Annotated in this window: 16 protein-coding genes and 1 pseudogene; 9 read left to right on the top strand and 8 right to left on the bottom strand. The window is 33.2% G+C overall.

The features are described from left to right. Window positions 1-147 precede the first annotated feature (147 nt). The gene (locus ABH959_RS25750; RefSeq protein ID WP_113937350.1) at window positions 148-675 is read left to right on the top strand and encodes a nuclear transport factor 2 family protein; all 528 of its coding nucleotides are present in this window, start codon (window positions 148-150) and stop codon (window positions 673-675) included. A gap of 538 nt (window positions 676-1213) precedes the next feature. Here the strand turns inward: ABH959_RS25750 and ABH959_RS25745 are convergent. Continuing rightward, window positions 1214-1441 (bottom strand): annotated as a pseudogene (locus ABH959_RS25745) (IS4 family transposase); the annotation flags it as partial. A gap of 55 nt (window positions 1442-1496) precedes the next feature. Then, window positions 1497-2066: a TetR/AcrR family transcriptional regulator gene (locus tag ABH959_RS25740; protein ID WP_113937349.1), complete on the bottom strand. Its 570-nt coding sequence runs from the start codon at window positions 2064-2066 to the stop codon at window positions 1497-1499. A gap of 400 nt (window positions 2067-2466) precedes the next feature. On the opposite strand from ABH959_RS25740, the gene asnB reads away from it, so the two are divergent. Then, window positions 2467-4293 (top strand): asparagine synthase (glutamine-hydrolyzing), encoded by a 1827-nt coding sequence (gene asnB, locus ABH959_RS25735; protein WP_113937348.1) that lies wholly within the window; start codon window positions 2467-2469, stop codon window positions 4291-4293. A gap of 167 nt (window positions 4294-4460) precedes the next feature. On the opposite strand, the gene ABH959_RS25730 is transcribed toward asnB, so the two are convergent. After that, window positions 4461-4910: a MarR family winged helix-turn-helix transcriptional regulator gene (locus ABH959_RS25730; RefSeq protein ID WP_000798525.1), complete on the bottom strand. Its 450-nt coding sequence runs from the start codon at window positions 4908-4910 to the stop codon at window positions 4461-4463. Window positions 4911-5168: 258 nt separating this feature from the next. Here ABH959_RS25730 and ABH959_RS25725 point away from each other — a divergent pair, with 258 nt between their 5' ends. Then, on the top strand, window positions 5169-6443 hold the full coding sequence (locus ABH959_RS25725; protein WP_404493359.1) for an alpha/beta hydrolase: 1275 nt from the start codon (window positions 5169-5171) through the stop codon (window positions 6441-6443). 385 nt (window positions 6444-6828) lie between these two features. Continuing rightward, window positions 6829-7581, top strand: coding sequence for a quorum-quenching N-acyl homoserine lactonase AiiA (aiiA, locus tag ABH959_RS25720; RefSeq protein ID WP_113937346.1), 753 nt, complete (start codon window positions 6829-6831; stop codon window positions 7579-7581). Between the two features lie 886 nt (window positions 7582-8467). On the opposite strand, the gene ABH959_RS25715 is transcribed toward aiiA, so the two are convergent. Further along, window positions 8468-8956 carry a hypothetical protein gene (locus tag ABH959_RS25715; RefSeq protein WP_113937345.1) on the bottom strand — a complete coding sequence of 163 codons (489 nt, stop codon included), beginning with the start codon at window positions 8954-8956 and terminating at the stop codon, window positions 8468-8470. A gap of 836 nt (window positions 8957-9792) precedes the next feature. Between ABH959_RS25715 and ABH959_RS25710 the strand changes: the two genes are divergently transcribed. Continuing rightward, window positions 9793-10974 carry a DUF7018 domain-containing (lipo)protein gene (locus tag ABH959_RS25710; RefSeq protein WP_404446472.1) on the top strand — a complete coding sequence of 394 codons (1182 nt, stop codon included), beginning with the start codon at window positions 9793-9795 and terminating at the stop codon, window positions 10972-10974. Window positions 10975-11248: 274 nt separating this feature from the next. Continuing rightward, window positions 11249-11563, top strand: coding sequence for a fucose 4-O-acetylase (locus tag ABH959_RS25705; protein WP_113937343.1), 315 nt, complete (start codon window positions 11249-11251; stop codon window positions 11561-11563). A gap of 88 nt (window positions 11564-11651) precedes the next feature. On the opposite strand, the gene ABH959_RS25700 is transcribed toward ABH959_RS25705, so the two are convergent. Further along, a complete protein-coding gene (locus ABH959_RS25700; protein ID WP_000540371.1) occupies window positions 11652-11762 on the bottom strand; it encodes a YjcZ family sporulation protein in 111 nt (36 codons plus the stop codon). Window positions 11763-12009: 247 nt separating this feature from the next. On the opposite strand from ABH959_RS25700, the gene ABH959_RS25695 reads away from it, so the two are divergent. After that, window positions 12010-12144 (top strand): hypothetical protein, encoded by a 135-nt coding sequence (locus ABH959_RS25695; protein WP_258550636.1) that lies wholly within the window; start codon window positions 12010-12012, stop codon window positions 12142-12144. 1144 nt (window positions 12145-13288) lie between these two features. Then, a complete protein-coding gene (locus ABH959_RS25690) occupies window positions 13289-14815 on the top strand; it encodes an FAD-dependent oxidoreductase (RefSeq protein ID WP_002016781.1) in 1527 nt (508 codons plus the stop codon). 297 nt (window positions 14816-15112) lie between these two features. On the opposite strand, the gene ABH959_RS25685 is transcribed toward ABH959_RS25690, so the two are convergent. From ABH959_RS25685 to ABH959_RS25675, 3 genes are all read right to left on the bottom strand, one after another. Further along, window positions 15113-15385, bottom strand: a complete 273-nt coding sequence (locus ABH959_RS25685; RefSeq protein ID WP_001043941.1) for an HU family DNA-binding protein — start codon at window positions 15383-15385, stop codon at window positions 15113-15115. Window positions 15386-15523: 138 nt separating this feature from the next. Next, a complete protein-coding gene (locus ABH959_RS25680) occupies window positions 15524-15889 on the bottom strand; it encodes a hypothetical protein (protein ID WP_404468006.1) in 366 nt (121 codons plus the stop codon). Window positions 15890-16470: 581 nt separating this feature from the next. Beyond that, on the bottom strand, window positions 16471-17889 hold the full coding sequence (locus ABH959_RS25675; RefSeq protein ID WP_404493358.1) for a right-handed parallel beta-helix repeat-containing protein: 1419 nt from the start codon (window positions 17887-17889) through the stop codon (window positions 16471-16473). 1076 nt (window positions 17890-18965) lie between these two features. Here ABH959_RS25675 and ABH959_RS25670 point away from each other — a divergent pair. Next, entirely contained in the window at window positions 18966-20021 is a 1056-nt protein-coding gene (locus ABH959_RS25670; RefSeq protein ID WP_404493357.1) for a Wadjet anti-phage system protein JetD domain-containing protein, read from the top strand.

The raw sequence follows: 20021 nt of genomic DNA, 5'->3' as shown, positions 1-20021 counted from the left end.
CGTTTCTAACATACCTTGTATAAGGAGTAGTGTTAGGATAAACGGATTTTGCTAACATTACCCCTTATATCACATTTTGGGGAAGGTTTCTCCTTCTTCAAGTATGTTATGGAATATAACTTATATGATTAGAAGAGGTAGATGTATATGAAATTAGATAAAAATTTAATAATAATAATTATTTCTGTGTTTATTTTAGGAATTGTGTCGACTTTGATATTTCAAGCTTCCACAGGTAAAAACAAAGGTAACGCAATAAAGAGCGGGAATGTTGCATCAGTATCGAAAGATAATGTGACAGAAAAAGAAAAGAATAAAAAGATGGTAGTTGATTTCTATAATGAAGTTTTTAACAAACATAATATCGATATTATACCTAAATATGTAAGTGAAGATTATAAGCAACATAATCCTTTTGTGGCTGATGGACGAAAAGCTTTCATGGATTTCTTTAAGGAGGATTTTGTTAAAAACTCTAACTCTTCTGCAGAGATTAAACGTGTAGTAGCTGAAGGAGATACAGTTGCTCTTCATGTACATTCTCGTACTAATTCTCAAGATAAGGGAGTTGCTATAGTGGATATATTTCGTATAAAGGATGGTAAGATTGTCGAACACTGGGATGTAATTCAAGAGATTCCAAATGAAACAGCTAATAATAATACTATGTTTTAGATAGGAGATATATCTAATTATTATTTAATTGATAGAGATGTATAGAATTTAGAAATTTAGAGAAGTTATGTATATATGATTAAAATGAAGGGGTGTCCTAGTAGATATGGTACTAGGACATCTTTTTTTGCTTGAACTAGATTTGTTTAAATTAAAGGTTTGTTATTAGATTAGTGAACTACTCGCCACTTAGCAAAGCTTGAAGTGGGAGCTTCTCAGTTCCACGACGAAAGTACCCTTTCGTCTCCCTGAGCGTTACTTCGGGGTGTTCCACCCCTAGATGTCCAACGCTTGGACGCTCTTTTGGTACGGTTGATATTTTACGCAGGAACCGAATGGCTTGGTTTTCGCACTCTATTTTCTTCCTGCAACCTCATATATCAAGTTATCAAAGAACTTCATATAGCTAGTTTATCAAAAGTTTTTGGCTATGCCAAACCGAAATTCATCTCCCACCTACCGTTGGGCTACGCCCTTCACACGCTTGAGGAAGGAGAATTCTTTCGGGGAATTCGTTAAATTAAAATCATATTGGCTAACGTAAAGAATACCAATCATTTACTTCTCCTATCAGCACAAGTAAATGATTGGTATTTCTCATTAATATTGCTAAAACTGAACTACGAGCAGAATACTTTATTTCATTCTTTTTTCCCTTACAGTTTGATCTTGTAATCGCTGTTGTTCTTTTATCAGTCATTCCTACATAAGCGTTGGATATTTTGCAGGTTTGTCCAGACTGAAAAGAGCTTATTAAACCATCCATTATTCACGTTCTTCTTCATATATTTGTACCGCAATTTTTTTGTAAGTGGTTAAAACTAGTTTTTAAGAAGCATATGTTTTAGCAACTGCAGAAATTCTTTATCACTTTTATCATCTTTTATGTAATCCTGTTCGTAGTTAAAAATCATTCGTACTAACATAAAAGCTGTAAGTGGTAATGGTACCTTATGCAAAGCTCCTTGCTGATAACCTCTTTCGAGCAAATTACTTATCATTTTAATTGCTTCTTCTTCAGACTTTTTAAAACAAGCTGTAATTTCAGGTGAATGGTACTCTTTATATTCTTGAAAGAGTGTAGAAACAAACGGATCTTGATGATATTCTAGGCTGATATAATGAAGGATTTTTTGTATTCGAAGTAAAACATCTTTTTCCTCTTTATATAAATCAAATAATTGTGAACGTATAAGCTGAATATGACGCATATAGCAGTCACATAATATTTCAGTTTTATCTGTATAGTAATAATAAATAGTACCTTTACCAACTTTAGCTTTCTTTGCAATTTCATCGACCGTTGTGTTACGGACACCACCCGTAGAGAACAGTATTGTGGCAGATTGAATGATTTTCATTTTTTTATTTTCTTTTTCTAATTTGATCATTGTCTACACCCTATCCTTGAAATATTTAGCGAAGTTTTCTTTCATTACATTCTGTATCAGTCCATTTGTAATTTTTTAACTCCTAATAGAAAGTCCTCTATTTGCTTCTTATAGAATAACATACACCATTCTCATTTCTAGTATATAACTATAATAGAATGCAACTTTATAACTTAGGATAAAAATGAAAGTTTAAGGTAATAACTTTTTAATCGGACGATGAGAATTCAAGTGAAAGGGGACAGTGATTTCTTTCTTGATTGAATTATTTGATTTTTTATTCAATTCGTTTTATTATATAAACATGACTAAAAGATGTTTTTAGTCGGATTTTTTACGGAAAACCGACTGATATTTAATTTTAGTCGGTTTCTATACTATTTGAGAGAAGGTAGACACTATGTGTGGAATTGCAGGGTGGATAGACTGGTCTAAAGACCTGTCTCATGAACAAGAAACGTTAAAAAAAATGACAGATGCTATCACTCACCGAGGGCCTGATGCAGAGGGGCATTGGCTTTCAAAACGAGCAGCATTAGGTCATCGACGTCTCATCGTCATTGATCCTGAAGGTGGCCTTCAACCTATGCTGTATAAAGATGGAAATGATACGATTGGCCTTACGTTCAATGGAGAAATTTATAACTATCAAGAATTACGTAAAGAACTTGAGGGGAAAGGTCATGAATTTCAGACAAAGTCTGATACAGAGGTATTACTACATGCTTATTTAGAATGGCAAGAAGATTGTGTTCAACACTTAAATGGGATTTTTGCTTTTGGTATTTGGGATGAAAGATTTGGGAAATTGATGCTTGGTCGTGATCATCTAGGTGTGAAGCCTTTATTTTTCGCTCAAAGAGGAAGCGCAATTCTCTTTGGTTCAGAGTTAAAAGTTTTGCTTTCGCATCCGCTTGTAAATGCAGAAGTAGATAAAGAAGGACTTTCTGAGGTATTTTGTCTTGGACCAACACGTACTCCTGGTCATGCGATTTTTAAGGATATACATGAAGTACGTGCGGGTCATTATATGACGTTTACCTCTAATGGTTCAAATACGACACAGTATTGGAAACTTGAAAGTAAAAAACATATAGATGATATTGATATGACAGTGGAGACAATCCGCTCCATTTTACAAGATACGGTTAAACGTCAGTTAATTGCTGATAGGCCAGTGGTATCTATGCTTTCCGGAGGTTTAGATTCAAGTGGTCTAACAGGTTTAGCAGGAAACGAATTTGGGAATAAAGGGGAACACCTTCATACATATTCCCTGAATTTCATCAATGATGAAAAAGACTTTGAGCAAGACTTCCTTCGTTTTGATCGTGATGAACCTTGGGTGAAACGTGTGGCTGAATATGTAGGAACAAAGCATCACTCTATAGAGTTGGGATCAGATAGTTTAATAGAGCATTTATTAATTCCAATGCGAGCGCGTGATCTACCGGGAGTTGGGGAACTAGAAACGTCTCTTTATTTGCTATTTAAGGAAATGAAAAAAGACGCAACAGTTGCACTTTCAGGCGAATCCGCAGATGAAGTGTTCTCAGGATATCCATGGTTCCATCAAGAGAAGTTTTTAGATGCAGAGATATTCCCTTGGAGTGTTAATTTATGGTATAGTACAGAAATTTTATCAGAGGATTTTAAAGAAAAGATTAGCCCTGAAAAATATCAAAAACAAAAATTTGAAGATGCGGTTGCTGAGGTTCCTTTTTTAGAAGGTGAAAGTGATCTGCAAATGAAGCAACGTCAAATGTCTTACATGTTTATTACACGTTTCTTGCCATTTATGCTAGAACGAAAAGATCGTACAAGTATGATGAATGGCTTTGAAGTACGAGTTCCATTTTGCGATTACCGGCTTGTAGAATACTTATGGAATGTTCCATTCGAAATGAAAAGCATAGACAATATTGAAAAAGGTATTTTACGTCGAGCTTTTGAAAATGTACTTCCAGAGGATGTACTTTATCGCAAAAAAAGTGCATATCCAAGCACAAAGGATGCTTCTTATCTACAAGGTATTAGTGATTGGATGTTACATGTGTTGAACAATCCTCAATCACCTATTTTACCATTAATAAATGTAGAAAGAGTTCGTGCTATTGCAGAAGGAAAAGACGAAGTAATTTCAGGTAATGATGCACGAGGTATAATAGATTATTTACTTCAAGTTAATAGTTGGCTTCAGGAATATAATATTAAATTAGTATGGTAGATGTAATTTTCAAATAAAGAGAATAGCTGAAACATCAATGACCTAAGTGAACCGCACCTCCAAGTATTAGATAGTTATCTAATACTTGGAGGTGCGGTTTTATTATTTTGGGGTAACTAGTTCTTTTAGCATAATAGCGATGTGTTAGTTCTAAAAACTCAATACTATTATAGTTGGTCAAGAACATGAACTAGACATCTAATTATTTCAGAGGATTTCTCGATTTGCTCTGGATCAAAATCTGAAAGGTTCGCATTAAGAATATGTTTTAGTTTTTTCTCTCTTTCTAAGTGACAGTTTAAACCACTAGGCGTAAGTTGGACATTGACAACTCTCCGGTCGTTATTTGAACGAACACGCTCAACGTAACCAGCCTGTTGTAATCCATTGATTAATTGAGTAATACCAGCGGCGGTAGTTTCTGCTCGATCAGCTAATTCTTTGACTGACAATTCGCCTTCTTCAGCTAATACTTTAAGGGTTCGAGCATGGACCATTGAAACTGCCCCTAATGTACGAGTAGCTCGCCCTCTTAAACGTCCATCGGCTGCAGTCAGACTATATATAGCCTGACTAAGTTCGTCTATCGCAGTTAACTTATTTGAAGAATTTTTCATAACATCACCATTTTCCTGTTAACTAAGTACTTAATTATATGGTGTTAACATTAACATATGAAAAAGAGTAGAGTCAAATTAAGTAGAGACTGGCTATTCATTTTCCAAGCAATATTATATATGCTCACCTTAAATCATCAATAAAATAATAAGACGACTTGGTTTGTAGTCTTGACAAAAGTACATATTATACTTCATTATTTTAATTAAGTACTTAATTGTTAAGTACTTAATTAAAAAACGTAAAGGATGATTATTATGACTCAACGTTCACAATCTCAAGGATGGGCTTTAGATATAGCCCTTGCACTTGGTGGGTTTGATGCTTTGCATCCTGAAGCAAAGGCAACTATGGAACAGTTAGGACACGACCACACTGATTTTGATAAAGTTTTTTCTCAAGTAAAGAGTGGAGCAATGATACCAAAAGCATGGGCGACGGTTGCTTCTCAGGCTCAAGAACGTGCAAAACATTATGAACAAAAGGGATTCACTGTTACTGCTCGTGATCTATATCAGCGAGCTGCTGTTATGTGGGGACGTGCACAATACTCATATTTTAATGATGATCCACGAAAATTGGCATTTCGAGAGCGTTGTAATGAATGTGTGGCAGCTATTTCATCACTTGGAGGGGGAACAGTACAACGTATAGTACTAGAATTTGAAGGCAAACAGATATATGCACTACTTCATTTGCCCTCAGGTGAAGTTCACAATGCACCAGCAGTAATATTAGGTCCAGGTATGGATATGATTAAGGAAGACTATATACAGATTGCGCAACGTTATTATACGTCGCGTGGTATCATAGCTCTATCAATTGAAGGACCGGGTCAAGGTGAATCTGTATCTGAAGGTCTAAAAGTCGATTTGACTAATTACGAACGCGCCGTTAGTTGTTATATCGATTTTCTATTAAAACGGCCTGAGGTTGATCCAAAGCGGATTGGATTTTTTGGTATCAGTATGAGTGGGTATTGGGGGATGCGAGCTGCTGCGAGTGAAAATCGTATAAACGCTATAGCCACTTTTGAAGGTGTATATGGTGAATTTGATACCATCTTTAACAGAGCTCAGCCGAGTTTCAAAGCCAATTTTATGTACATGTCTGGTTACACTGATGAAGTTGCTTTTGAAAACGAGTTGAGTAGACAGATGAACCTGTGGAAATTGGCGCCAAAGATTACTTGTCCAGTCTTCATGGGAATAGGAGAATTTGATGAACTTACCCGTTTGGAAGAAGCATTAAGTCTTTATGAGTTTGTAGAAGCACCAAAGGAGATACGCGTCTATGAGAATGAATTTCACCCGCTTGGTGGAGTAGCTGCAGAAATTTTTCGTTTTGGTGCAGAGTGGGTGGAACTTGCACTTGAAGGAAACTTTAAAGCTAACCATGATGAGCGTTATTACATGCATCGTGATGGGGGTGTTACTGAAGGGACAGCTTTTCCAACTTATTGGCTTGGTACTCAACCGGAGGAAATTAAAGCACGCAAAAAGTGTAATAAATTAAACGCTTGTAATAATTAACAAATTTATACTGATTAAAAAAGAAAACAACAAAAATAGTATGTAGCTTTTTTACACTATTTTTGTTGTTTTCTTCAAATTTTTAGACTCCTCATAATTATGGACATTGATGAGGATATTCAAAGTGCGGAAGACTTCGAATTGCTGAAAAATACGGAGGAAAGTTACAGGAAATGTTAAGGGATTTATAATTTTATCCTATTCCTAAAGGCGGATTGAATTCCTGCATAGGCTTTCCAGTATCACTGAATTTGTAATGAAAAGTTGTGAACAATTGAAAAAATAATGGTTGAAATAATGAAAGGTGAGAAGGAGTTTATTTCTAATAAGCGAAATATTATATTGTAATGTTTTATCCTAAATTATTTGTAAAGGTGGATACATAATGACAGTAAAGAAGCTTTATTTCCTCCCAGCAGGTCGTTGTATGTTGGATCATTCTTCAGTTAATAGTACACTTACACCGGGTAAACTACTAAACTTACCTGTTTGGTGTTATCTTTTGGACACAGAAGAGGGACTTATTTTAGTAGATACAGGTATGCCAGAAAGTGCTCTTAATAATGAGAATCTTTTTAAAGGTACATTTGTTGAAGGACAAGTTTTACCTAAAATGAATGAGAACGATAGGATCATAAATATTTTAAAGCGTGCCGGATATGAGCCAGAAGATCTTCTTTATATCATTAGTTCTCACTTGCATTTTGATCATGCAGGAGGAAATGGCGTTTTTACAAATACACCAATTATTGTGCAGCGTGCTGAATATGAGGTAGCACTCCACAGAGAGGAATATTTGAAAGAATGTATATTGCCGAATTTAAACTATAAAATCATTGAAGGGGATTATGAAGTAGTGCCAGGTGTGCAATTAATATATACACCGGGACATACGCCAGGGCATCAGTCATTATTAATTGAGACGGAAAAATCAGGTCCAGTGTTGCTAACTATTGATGCATCATATACGAAAGAAAACTTTGAAGATGAAGTACCGTTTGCTGGATTTGATTCGGATTTAGCTTTATCTTCAATAAAACGTTTAAAAGATGTTGTTAAGAAAGAAAATCCGATTATTTTCTTTGGACATGATATGGAGCAAGAAAAGGGCTGTAAAGTGTTCCCAGATTATTTGTGATATAGCATATAAAAAGTCATAGGCTCGTTTGAGGTGACCCCCGAAAGTTAGCTCATGACTTTTTGTTTTGAGGTGTTATAAAATTCGTAAGTTGATGGGCATGGGGTAATAATATGAATTGGAGGTTCCTTTCTAAGAGTAGGGAGTCTCTTTGATCTTGCTACCGATAATCAAATGATATGTTAATTAGATTTGATTATTGTATGCATCGTTTTTTCTTCAATAAATATTAAGTGATAAACTTCATATGTAGTATATAAGGAGATTATCTCATGGGTTATTTGCAAATATTAGATGGAGAGTATAGGAATATTAAATAATTGTTCAGCTTTTGAGATGCTTTGAGGGAATTTAGCACCTTACGCTAGCTTTGCTGCTTTTCTAGCCTCTTTAGCCTCCAGTAGACCTAATCCAGTTATGTATTGGGGAAACGGTGAAGAAATAGAAACTTTAGTTGATAGTGAATTTTTATCTTAATGTGGAAGAAAAACAGTTTTGGAAGGTGCTCAATTATATACCATATTCATTGGCAAGAGGGAGAAAAAAAGTAAAGAATCATGAATGAAAAGGGGGGAATATACTATATTACGACAAATGAAGCCTTTGTATATGTGAAGTAGAAAAAGTAAAAGATCACCTGTAAAGGGTGGTTGAAAATTGGTCTTACTATTTATTTTTTTAAGCTCTTTTTAAGAGTTCAACTATTTGTACTAGCTATTCTATAGGAGTGAGGTTTAAAGCAGGAAAATAAATTTCGGTATTATATGTAATGAATTCTTCTTTTTCATGAACAGATAAACCACTTTGTAGGATAGCTGTAATAATAAAACTACTATTTTATAGGAATACATTTCCGAATAATCTATTACCATCAATTTAATATTTTTCAAGTTTCCCAAAAACTGAAGTAATTACTAAAGTCTTTATAAGGAAATAGAAAGCTTTTTAATTCTTGACTAATATCCTCTAGATTCCCATATATATTATCTGCGGCTAAATTAATTTCCTCATTAAAATTATATAGCTGTTCATCTACATAACTGAATCCCTCACAGCAATTATTATGTATCAAATTAGATATAAATGGTTTTATTTTCAATACATTTTCTTCATTTAGGATAAATTTATCCCATAACAGCCCCAGTATTATTTTTACTGGTAATTTTTTATCATACGTTCCTTTTACGTTTTTTAATTTCGGTACGATGTCAACCAACTTATCATTACTAGATAGAGAAACTTCTATAATTTCAATAGAAGGGCTATCTAATGCTTCAATTGTCTGATCAGCCCAATCAATTATTTCAGTTTTTGAAAATAAACCAATTTGTAACCCTATACTCAGAACCTCAGCTATTATTTTTATATTAGCCATATATATAACTCCTTAGATTTTTTGATAATTATACATCGGAGTAACCTGAATTTCAAAAGGTTGTTGCTAGTATGTAGTAACTAAAGGGATTTTTAAACCTAGGATATCTCCACATTGTTATCAAGCTAAAAAACAAAATCTCTCCTAAAACGAAAAAAATGAACAAAATAATAAAAAAGGCTCATTTCTATTTCTTTTTTAGATTCCATTTCTTAGTAAGAAAACTTAGTAGATGAAAAGGTTAGAATGCACAATTAATTGGGAGATAAGTACGAGTAACTTTGAATCTCTTGAACAAATAGTTCTAATTTATTTTAGGGTGTATTTTGTTTTGTTAGGTTGATAGCGATGTGGCGGTAACCCATGCACATCAATTTAAGAATTCAGAATTTCCCCGAAACGAAAAAATGAGGTTTTTTGTCACAAGTTAGCACAAAATTATGTTTGGTTATTTGCTTTCTTAGGTTGATGAAGACATGTTGCTACTCCTGTAAAGATAGTAGAGGGTACTACAATGAGAAATTCTCTAGTATCTTATTGTGGTACCAAGCATAACTTGACAAGTAACTAATAAATTATGCCTGTTTTGTATAATTTTCGCAAAATCACTTTGACTCATTAATTATTATCATTATAAAATAATATAAGGATATATCTTACTAGCAGTTATATGTTTAGGTATATCCTTTTTGTAATTATAAGGAAGAAATTCAAGTTAAGACTGAAACAATAAGTTAGGAAAGCTAAACTGACGCAGCAGACAATGTAAAAACTCATGAAGGCCTGTCTATTGTTGAAGAAAAGAATTACTAAAAGAAAAAGGGGATAAGTTTAAAATGAGTATTAATAAATCATTTAAGGGTATCGCAATAGCAGGGTTAAGTGTTAGTTTCATGCTAGTAGGTTGTACATTAAATACATATGGACTTACACAGTCAGAGTATAGAAAAGTAGATAAGTATTATGATGCAGATAAAATGGTATCTGACCTAAAGAAATTGCACTATAGTGATGAGCACATTGAAAACCAACTAAGAAACGCATTGTCTAGAATTGAGTATGAAAAGGGAAGTAAGGAAGAGGAATCAAGTAGTAAAGAAAGTAAATCAAATGTATTAGACACGGAAGGTGAAAAGAAGGTAAAGGTATCTGAAAATGATTACCCTTATCGTTTGACTGAACTGCACTTAGAATTCCAGTATCATTTGAAAAAACTAGAAAAGAAAACTGATGAATTATTTACAGAAAAGAGTGTCTACATAGGTGAGATAGATTCTTTAATTAGTCACATTAGTTTGGATATAAACCGTTTTGAAAAAATCAAGCCACCTACAAAGTATGAAGACTACCAATTCTTAATACAAGAAGGGGTAGAAGAGATTAGAAAACACCTAATAAAAGTAGAAGATGCAGTTAGACAGTATGATGACCGTAAGTATGATAGTGAATATAATAAGGATAAAGCAAAAGAAATCATACAAACCGGTATGTTTGGGATAGATGATGGTGTTTCTAAATGGGAGACAGTATTTAAGGGGATAAACGAGAAATACCCTGATATAGAGCAAGAGGTAAAGGAAGAGAACCAGAAACATGCGAAAGAGGGTCATCGTGAGGATGATTTAAATGAAAAAGTTAGTGGTTCAGAAGTTGATAAATACAAAGCAGCCATCATAGGAAATACAAATAAGATGGATGAAGTTATCAGACTGATACAAGATATAGGACATTCAGATGTAAAGGATTATGAGTCAAAGAAAAGTGAAATCCAACTGAGTTTGGATATGGCAAAAACACACGTAAGAGACATGAAATACCTTGAGGCACCTAAAGAGTTAGAAGTTGAACAAGAAAAGATAAAACAGGCAATGGATAATTACTGGGATGCTCTGCGATTACTTTCAGAAGCATTAGAAGAACAAAATGATAGTAAGTTGGAACAGGCAAATAATAAAGCAGAACAGGCAATGAAACTATTTAAAAAAGCAACTGAGAGTATTAAAAGTAAAACGAACTAATCATGAGAATGGGTGTATGGCGGTAGCCCTATTGCAAATTAACAAATAAAAAAAGGTAAGATCGGAGCTAGGATCTTATCTTTTCACAAAAAAGAAAAAAACTTAAGGGGTCTTCGGGCGACTTGAATTATTTTATAGTAAAGTATATTAATTAATAAAATAAACTATACAAATAATTTATTATACTTCTGTGTACTCTTGCTGATATAATGTTTAAGGTAATTATTGGCTAATTAGTAATACATATATGTTATATTAGGGGGATACATAAGTAATGTTAGATGCTATTTTTGCAGTTGTAGAAATACTCTTAGGTTTTTTCGCATTTATAATAGCTTTATTTGCTTATCTCTTTTCAACAGGAGAAGAAAAGCGACAAGCAAAAGAGGATTTAAAGGAGCTTTCTAAAACTGCTCTCATCCCATTTGTTGTGTTTGTAATCGTAATATTATTTTTTGTTATTAAGGTGATTGATCATGATAATAAAGTTGAACAAGAACAACAAAGGCTACATGAAGAGAACTACCAACGCTACCATAATGATAGTAATTCTAATCTTGATAAAAATCTGGAACAAGATATTAAATAATATAGGTAAGAACCTCGTCATTTCCATAAGATGGCGAGGTTCTTACGCATAAAGAAAAGACACCCTAAGGTGCTTTTCTAATAGTTTTTTAGCAGAAGCAACTGCATCCAATAATGATTAAAAGTATAAAGAGTACAACGAGTAAAGCAAAGCCTCCAGCAAAACCGCAGCCTTCGCCGCAACTACCACCATATCCCATAATAATAGTTCCTCCTTTAGATAAGAGAAAAAGACTAGGGGTCATTCCATGTGTTTTAATGGGTTCACTTTACCTTATGTTTTTACGTATGAATTGAGCAGGTCCTTTTGAAAATAAGGGAGAGATCATTTAATGTGCTTCCCCGGAATATTGATTACCCATTTTCTAAAAAACAAAAAATTTAATTATATTAATAATAAGATTATTTAATATAATGTATTAATCCTAACAGAAGGGAGGATTAGCCATGCAATTAGTTTGTTTTAAATTAGTAAATGGTCAATACTTTTTAGTTGTAGAAGGTATCGAGATTCCTGCGCCAATTCCAGCGTTTGCTGCAGCTTTATTAATTGGTTTAAGAGTAATCCCGCTTTGTTCTTAATTTAAGGAATTCCAAACGGCACTAACTTTCAATCGATAAACCCTTAAGCATATGAATGCTTAAGGGTTTTCTATTAATAAAAAAAGACGCCATAAGGCGTCCCCACAATTAGGTAGATAAAACTTTAGTTTTCCAATTTAAAGAAATTTTGTATCAGCTCTTTGAAAGTATATCATAATATCTGATTGGCTTATTATGCATTATTACATACTTTTATCAAATCCTCTATTTTCTATTTGATAAAATAGAATTCTAATATTACTAAAAATCAAATAAATATTTCTAAAAACCCAAAATATTTAAAAGGATAACAAAAGTGATACATTTAAGGTGCAAATTATAAAAAATATTAAAGGGGGAAAAAGCAGTATTAAAAAAGCAATTATAAGCGGTGGGCAGTTATACAAGTTATATGAACCTGAATTTTGTTGAAAAAGGATACTCATTTAAGTGTACTTTTTCTGACTTGGACCAACTTAATTTTAATAATATGAATGTTGGATACAGATCTAATATGGGTATATTGAAAGGAATTACCAAGATTGCTTTAGGTATCCTAGCATACAGTATAATCTTATTATTTAAATGAATTGTATTACCTAAGCCAAAGGGTTGAAAAACGTATTTAAAATTGTAATACCTTTGCAGAGATAAAAAAGTTATTTAATTGAAGCACCTGTTAGTTAAAGTAAGTTTTTTGAAAGCTTACTATTTTATGATGAATTCTGTAATGTAATGATATGGCGGCATTTGTCTATTGAGTTTTCAGAAGGATTTAAAATCGTATATCTAAAAAAATGTAAACATATATATTTAAGAGAGAATTGAACTTCAAAGTATAACTATAAAATGTGCTGGGTGTACTGACACATTTATTACTGGAAAAACAAACTATTTAAGAACAGTGCTATCAGATACTACAATTGTACTGGTCACGTTAATTATTTCTCACTTGTAATAGCTTATAATAACAGGGGGAATTTTAGTGCTTTGATATGTATCTGTTTCACTATATTAACTATTATTTCATCGGGCTCCTTACTGAAATAATGAAGAATCATCATTTGTTTATTCTGATTTCTGGAAAAGTTTTAATAGATTCATGCTGAACAAATATACTTTTTAGGAAGAGGAGAGATTATTGATGGATAATCAATTACTATATCAACAGCAAAAAAGAGAAAAGGCACTCGTGATTGGAGCTGGTATTGCAGGTTTGCTTACTGCACGCGTGCTTTCCAGTTATTTTGAGACAGTGATAGTTGTTGAAAAAGATGAGTTACCTCAAAAACCATCTGAACGTCCAGGTACACCCCAAGACTTTCATCCTCATCGTGTATTACCACGCGGAGAAATAATTATGAACCGTTTCTTTCCTGGATATGTTGATGATTTATTAAATCTAGGGGCCCATAATGTCAAGAATGATAAAATGATTCGATTTTCTCCTTATGGGGCACTTGAACTAGTTATAGAACGAAAAGGTGCAGCGAGCAGTCGAGCGTTGTTAGAATGGACAATCCGCCAACGTGTACAAGAAATTCCTAATGTACATTTTCATTCAAAGCAAGCGGTGACAGGTCTTCTAACTTCGTCTGATCACAAGCGCGTTATTGGGATCAATATTCAAGAACGAGATGAATTAAAAACAAAGCGAACTGTGTTAACTGATTTGGTAATTGACACATGTGGTCGTCAATCTAAACTCAATAAATGGCTTACATCTATGGGATATGATGTTCCAGAACCAGAACGTTTAAAGGTGAATTTTGGATATAGCACGAGATATTATAAAGTACCTCCACATATCAAAGAGAAATTGAGTGCAATTTCTGAAGGAGATCCTGCTAAAAACGTTGGAGCTGTAGGGCTATTATATATTGAAGATAACATAGCTCAAGCGCTACTATTTGTTGCTGGAGGTACGCACTATCCGCCAACCAATTCAAAAGAATATGAAAAAGAACTGGATTCATTAGTTACCCCTATGATGAGGGAGTTAATCAAAGAGTTAGATCCAATTAGTGTCCCAAGAGGATTTAGAGCGCAGGAGTCAACTCGTCAACATTTTGAACAAATGGAAAATTGGCCATCTGGATTATTAGTGTTAGGTGATGCTTTTTGTAACTTTGATCCCATTTATGGACAGGGGATGACCGTAGCCGCCATTGAAGCTGAAATGTTAGATACTTGTTTAAAAGAACATTCTACTCATAAACCTGGATTCGAACGTAAGGTGCTGCAACGTATGCAACAAGCTATTGAGCCGGCATGGTGGCTGAGTTCAATTGCGGATTTACGTTGGAAAGGTGTTGAACATGTAGGAGCTGTTCCACTAAAAGGTGTGAAATTTACACAGAAATATTTTGATTTATATCTTAAACAAGCTTTAAAGCAAGCAAGGGATGGTAATTCTATCATGCTCCAAAAATATATAATGATGAATGGGCTAGTTTATTCGCCTCATGAAATCATTAACTCAGATATGTTAAGCATGTTAATCACTGAGGATGAGACTTCGGAAGGGAATGAACTTTTGAACGAACTTGGAGAAGTAAATAAGAGATCACTGCAAGAAAGAATACATGAACTAATCCCTTCCTTTACATTAGCTTTTGAGAATAGCATTCCAAATCTATTCTCTTCCATTTCAATTTCTAATGCCAAATGAGGAAAAGGTAGTACAAATCAATGAATATTTGTATTAGATATACTCTAATTTTGTATATCTTACACACTATATCAAAAAAGAAACATAACCTCTTATTTTCTGCAGGTATATGTTTCTTTTTATCATTTTTGCCAAGAAGACTCCTTCCTCAAGGAGCGTGAAGGGTCACAGCCCAGTGAGTAGGTGGGAAAGGAGGTATCATCTAATATATGTCGGATGATACTTTTTTGATTTATGAACAAAAAGGATATTGAAAGGGTCTTGATATGAATATCAAACCCTTTTCAATATGTATAATTATTTCACTGCCTCTTTTAATTCTTTTCCAGCCTTAAAAGCAGGTGCTTTTGAAGCCGCGATTTGCATTTCTTCACCTGTTTGTGGGTTACGTCCTGTACGTGCAGATCTTTCACGTACTTCAAATGTACCAAAACCAAGAATCTGTACTTTCTCTCCATTTGCTAACGCATTTGTTATTGTATCTAATAACGCTTGTGTTGCTGCAGCAGCATCTTTTTGTGTAAGTTCAGCTTTTTCTGCTACTACTTTTGTTAATTCTGTTTTATTCATTTTCTGCACCTCTTCATATGTAATTAGGTGACTATTATAACGTGTGATTACTCATGATGCAATTATACTGTACATAGGAAAAGCCATAGCAAGAGATAGAGGACAATTTCTGTGTAAAAGGCATAAGAAGGATATTAATTATCGTGCTAAACTCTGTTCATATTTCTTTACATCTTCCATGGTTTTAAATATTAATACATCAAAAACTCCTTTTTCATTCCCACATACAACAACAAAACCATCCGTTGCTTCCAAAACTCTACCGACGCCACCATCTGTAAGTGTAATACTGGTGAGATGTTTTACGCTCAGTTTTTCTTCTTTTCGAATGTAAGTAGTTATGGGTGTTCCTACAGGAAATGTGTCTGTGAGCTCTTTTGTTGTATATGTGCCATCATCTACTGATTGAGTTTTAGTTGTAATGGAATCAGTTTGAGTGGCACATCCTGTTGAACATATTAAAAGAATGCCAGTAATCATACTTACACATGCTGTTTTTACCATTCACAAAATCCTCCTATAACTGTTCGTATTGTCAACCCATTTAGGGTAACAAATTATATATACGAAGTTTGTTGGTTTATGTGAGTCGTAAATCAACAAAGATACAGGAATTTTGCCAGAATGTGTTTCAAACAAAAGAAAAGACACCCAAAGGTGCCTTACTGGGACTGGAACCATCGTAATATGGTATTGGGTGCCAACCCGAGTATTATTTTGCCACATTAAGTAATTTTGGTTGTTGAGAAATATAATTCAAATCTATATGTTGTTTATTTTTGCTTCGTTAGCTTTTTTGTAGTGGATTATTCAACCTGTTCAGATTTAATTTTAATTTCAGGGGTTATTGCTATCTTGATACTTCCTTGAGCCTTTTTTTCATTTTAGCCAACAAGACTTCTTCTTCAAGGGGCGTGAACCCTTCATATTAAGAGAAATTAATCGCGGCTTACTAAATTTTATAGATTACCTCTTTACTTATAGAATCATCAATACAGAGTCTTTACGACTTATCATTTTTCTTTCACTTTTATAGGAGAGGGAAGGGGAATGAGCTAAGATAAAGCTGGTTTAGTTGATTTGTTTTATTTTAAAATTTGTTTGAACGAAGAGGATAATTTACTAAATACACTATGTTGTTCATTTCCTTCTTGGTTCATACCTGCTTGATAAGAAGAAAATCCTTTATACGTTTTTCGTTTCCATTGCCACAAGCCATTACTTTGATCGAATTCACCATAGTATTGATTGTAATCCAGTTTGTTTCCAGTGTTTTTATTAAAATTATTGCTGATAAAAATACGGCTATTACTTGCATAGATTTGGTTATTGGTAATTACATTGTTTCGGGTATCGTAATTTAATTCGATTTGGCCACTCTCTTGATCTTTTGTATCATTTTTATAAATCACATTGTTCGTAATCGTGTTATTTTCAGCATATCCTTGCTGACTATCATATCCACCAATTGCAATGCCACTCATGATATTATTGGATATTGTATTGTCTCTAACAGTAATTTGGCTTGCGCTTTTTCCTGCATGTTCGCTGGCTACTTCAATACCAAGGTCGTTTTCATAGCTTTGATTTTGCTCAATGATAATTTCCTTCCCACCATCCACGTAAATACCATCAGCTGAATATTCATTATAACTAGTATTATTGATGGATGAATTGTGATGGACAATGTTATTACGAACAACTCCATTTCGTGCTTGATCTAAAGCAGCTACTGGAGATACGCCCTCATGTCCAATCAGAACAATTCCAATATTGTTGTTATCATGTACTTTGTTATTGGTAACTTCAAAAGAATCAACATTTCCATTCACAGCAATTGCTTCACTCAATCCTAATTTCAAATTTGCTACTTCGTTATTATCAATCACAATATGATTTAGATTATTTTGTGCACTAGATGAAGTACCATATACAGCAATGCCATGTGCATTTCCATTCTTTACATTTGCTTCAATGTGGTGAATATAATTATTTCTAATATCAATATAACTTCCTGTTCCAGTGATATAAATACCAATAGGGGTTTCGCTAACTTTCGTTGATTTTAAATTGCGAAATTCTAATCCGTTTACTTGAATATAGTTTTTATCTTCTATTGTAAATAACCCATCATCTTCTAACTTGACTTTAGAACCATCTAGAATGACTTTTTCATCTTGGTAATTTTGAAATGTAATGGGTGCTCCTGAGGCACCAGAATGAGTGACACGAACTTTTTGGTTATAAACTCCGCCTCTTATGTAGATTGTACTTCCTTCTTTAGCGACGTTAGCAGCTTTTTGAATGGTAGCGAAAGGTTGATCTAATGTACCGGGATTGAGGTCGTTTCCTGTTGGAGATACATAGTAATTTGTAACAGAAATTACATTGTTATTGGATTGTGCAAAGGTAGAGGTAGGGAGTGTGAAAATTAACAAACTGAAAGAAAGGATAAAGATAAAAAGCGATTTTTTTAATGAGCGAAATATTGTTTGATATTTCATCATGATCCTCCTTCTTTTTATAAGCATTCCTTCTCAACTATATAGTTAAAACTGACGATTTATATCTTGTATCAATAAAATATTTACTTGGAATTCTGGGGGGCGCATTAACGACTAGTTAAACCGCTAAACATCTTTAATAGGAGATAATATTGAGTTTTTATCTTTTTATGAAAACCAACTATTGGGAGATATTACTTGGTTCATGTATTGAATGTAATAGATGCAAATGATTTTTAAAGTTTACATAAATATAAAATCTATTCTACGTTTGTTAGATGAATTGAAGATTCTTATCGAGCAAGGTGATTTAGTAAGTTTTCAATTTATTGAGGTGTGAAAGTCCGCAAAGTTTGTGTAAAGTAATTCTGGAATAATTTAATGAAATTATTGAAGTAGACTAATATACCTAAGAAACTTATGTATTTGCATGAGCTTTTATTGTGGAAAAGGTAAGAAAGACATAAATCAGTAATCAATATGAGTTTTGCTGTCACCAAGTAAATAAGAGTAAAGAATTTTTTTGGATAAATTAGAAACTGATTTCATCTGCCATCACATGTTTAAGCCTCTACATAATATGTGTAACTCGCTTGGGTAACCTTAAAAAGAAATAGTTTTATTGATTAATAGAATGAAGTTAACTATAAGCAGTAAGTTTTAATATTCAAATTATATTTTATCAATTATTTTTATCTTGCAACAAATAATTCAGTGCAATATATTAGAATAAACTTACAATATAGGATTAAAATTGATAACTTGTATAAAAATAGATGTATATAATGGGAAACTTGGGTGATTGGTTGAAAAAGAAAGTGTTTTTTGATCTATGTCTATGTTGGTTTTGATAATAATTTTGCATTAAGTTTTTGGGAGAATACAGGTTTTAAAAAGAAATTTTCTTTTTATCGAATAATTAATCCCTATATAGTAGTTTAAATACAAGTTTAGAGTAATTTGTTAGAGTGAAAAATAAGAAAATTTACTGGGCTATTAGTAATAAAAAGTCTTTCATTAAGTTCTAAATGATTTTATTTTTATTTATTAATATAAATGATAGAAAGGTGATTATTTTGAAAGAGTACATACTTACATTTTTACGAACAGCAAAACCAAAACGGGTAAAAACCGAGGCCATTGAAAAGTATCTATACAAGGAATATAAAGATTTTTATGAAGAGCGAGGTTACTATAATGAATTTGCACGTACTATGTTGAAGTTGGTAGAAGAAGGTCTTATAAAACCAGTTAAATCTTGGGGAGAAAATAGTTTGTTTCCACCATTATATAATGGATATCAATTTATGCCGCAAGAAAATACTAACGAAATACAGGTACAAAGACTATTAACAATGTTTCACCCCACATTATCTTTTTCCTACTACATGACAAACTACAACCAATATCAAATCGATGAACCTTTCATTTATGCAATAAGTGATTTTCTATATGAAAATGGAAAACAAGAAGTAGAAATAATTTCGGTAAATGAGCGCTCATTTGAATTATTTCATGATGAAAAATTATTAAAAAGGCCCCAAGGAAAAACATTATTAAAACATTTAGGTATTACATATAAAGATCTAGTTTGTTACGAGACACACGAACCATTTTTTTATATTAAAAGTAAGAAGCAGCAGAAAAAAAGACCACAGGTACTCATCATCGAAAATAAAGATACTTTTTTTAGTTTGAAGCGTTTATTTCAAAGCGGTATGAACATTTGGTCAGGTATTTCATTTGACTTCTTAGTATACGCGGAAGGTAAGAAAATCATCCATAGCATTTCTTTCATGCAGGAGATTTTAGAAAATGATCAGGATTGTCATATTTATTATTACGGGGATATGGATCCGTCTGGCATCCGTATTTGGTATTCGATGAGTAAAAATACACCTTACACCTGTGAACCATTTGTTCCATTCTATCTTGACTTATTAAAAAAACATGAAAATCATACTATACAGCAACGTACGGAGCAACTTGTAAGTGAAGAGGAATTAACTGCTTTTTATTCTTATTTTCGTGCAGAAGAGGCAGTAAGAATGAAAGAGATATTTGCGAAACGACATTATTTGCCACAAGAAGGACTAACTAAAGTAGATTATCGTCGGTTAGGGAGTGTATAG

Source organism: Bacillus sp. RC51 (genome assembly GCF_044908115.1).
GTDB classification, from domain to species: Bacteria; Bacillota; Bacilli; order Bacillales; family Bacillaceae_G; genus Bacillus_A; species Bacillus_A mycoides.
This window is presented reverse-complemented; position numbering and strand designations above follow the sequence as displayed.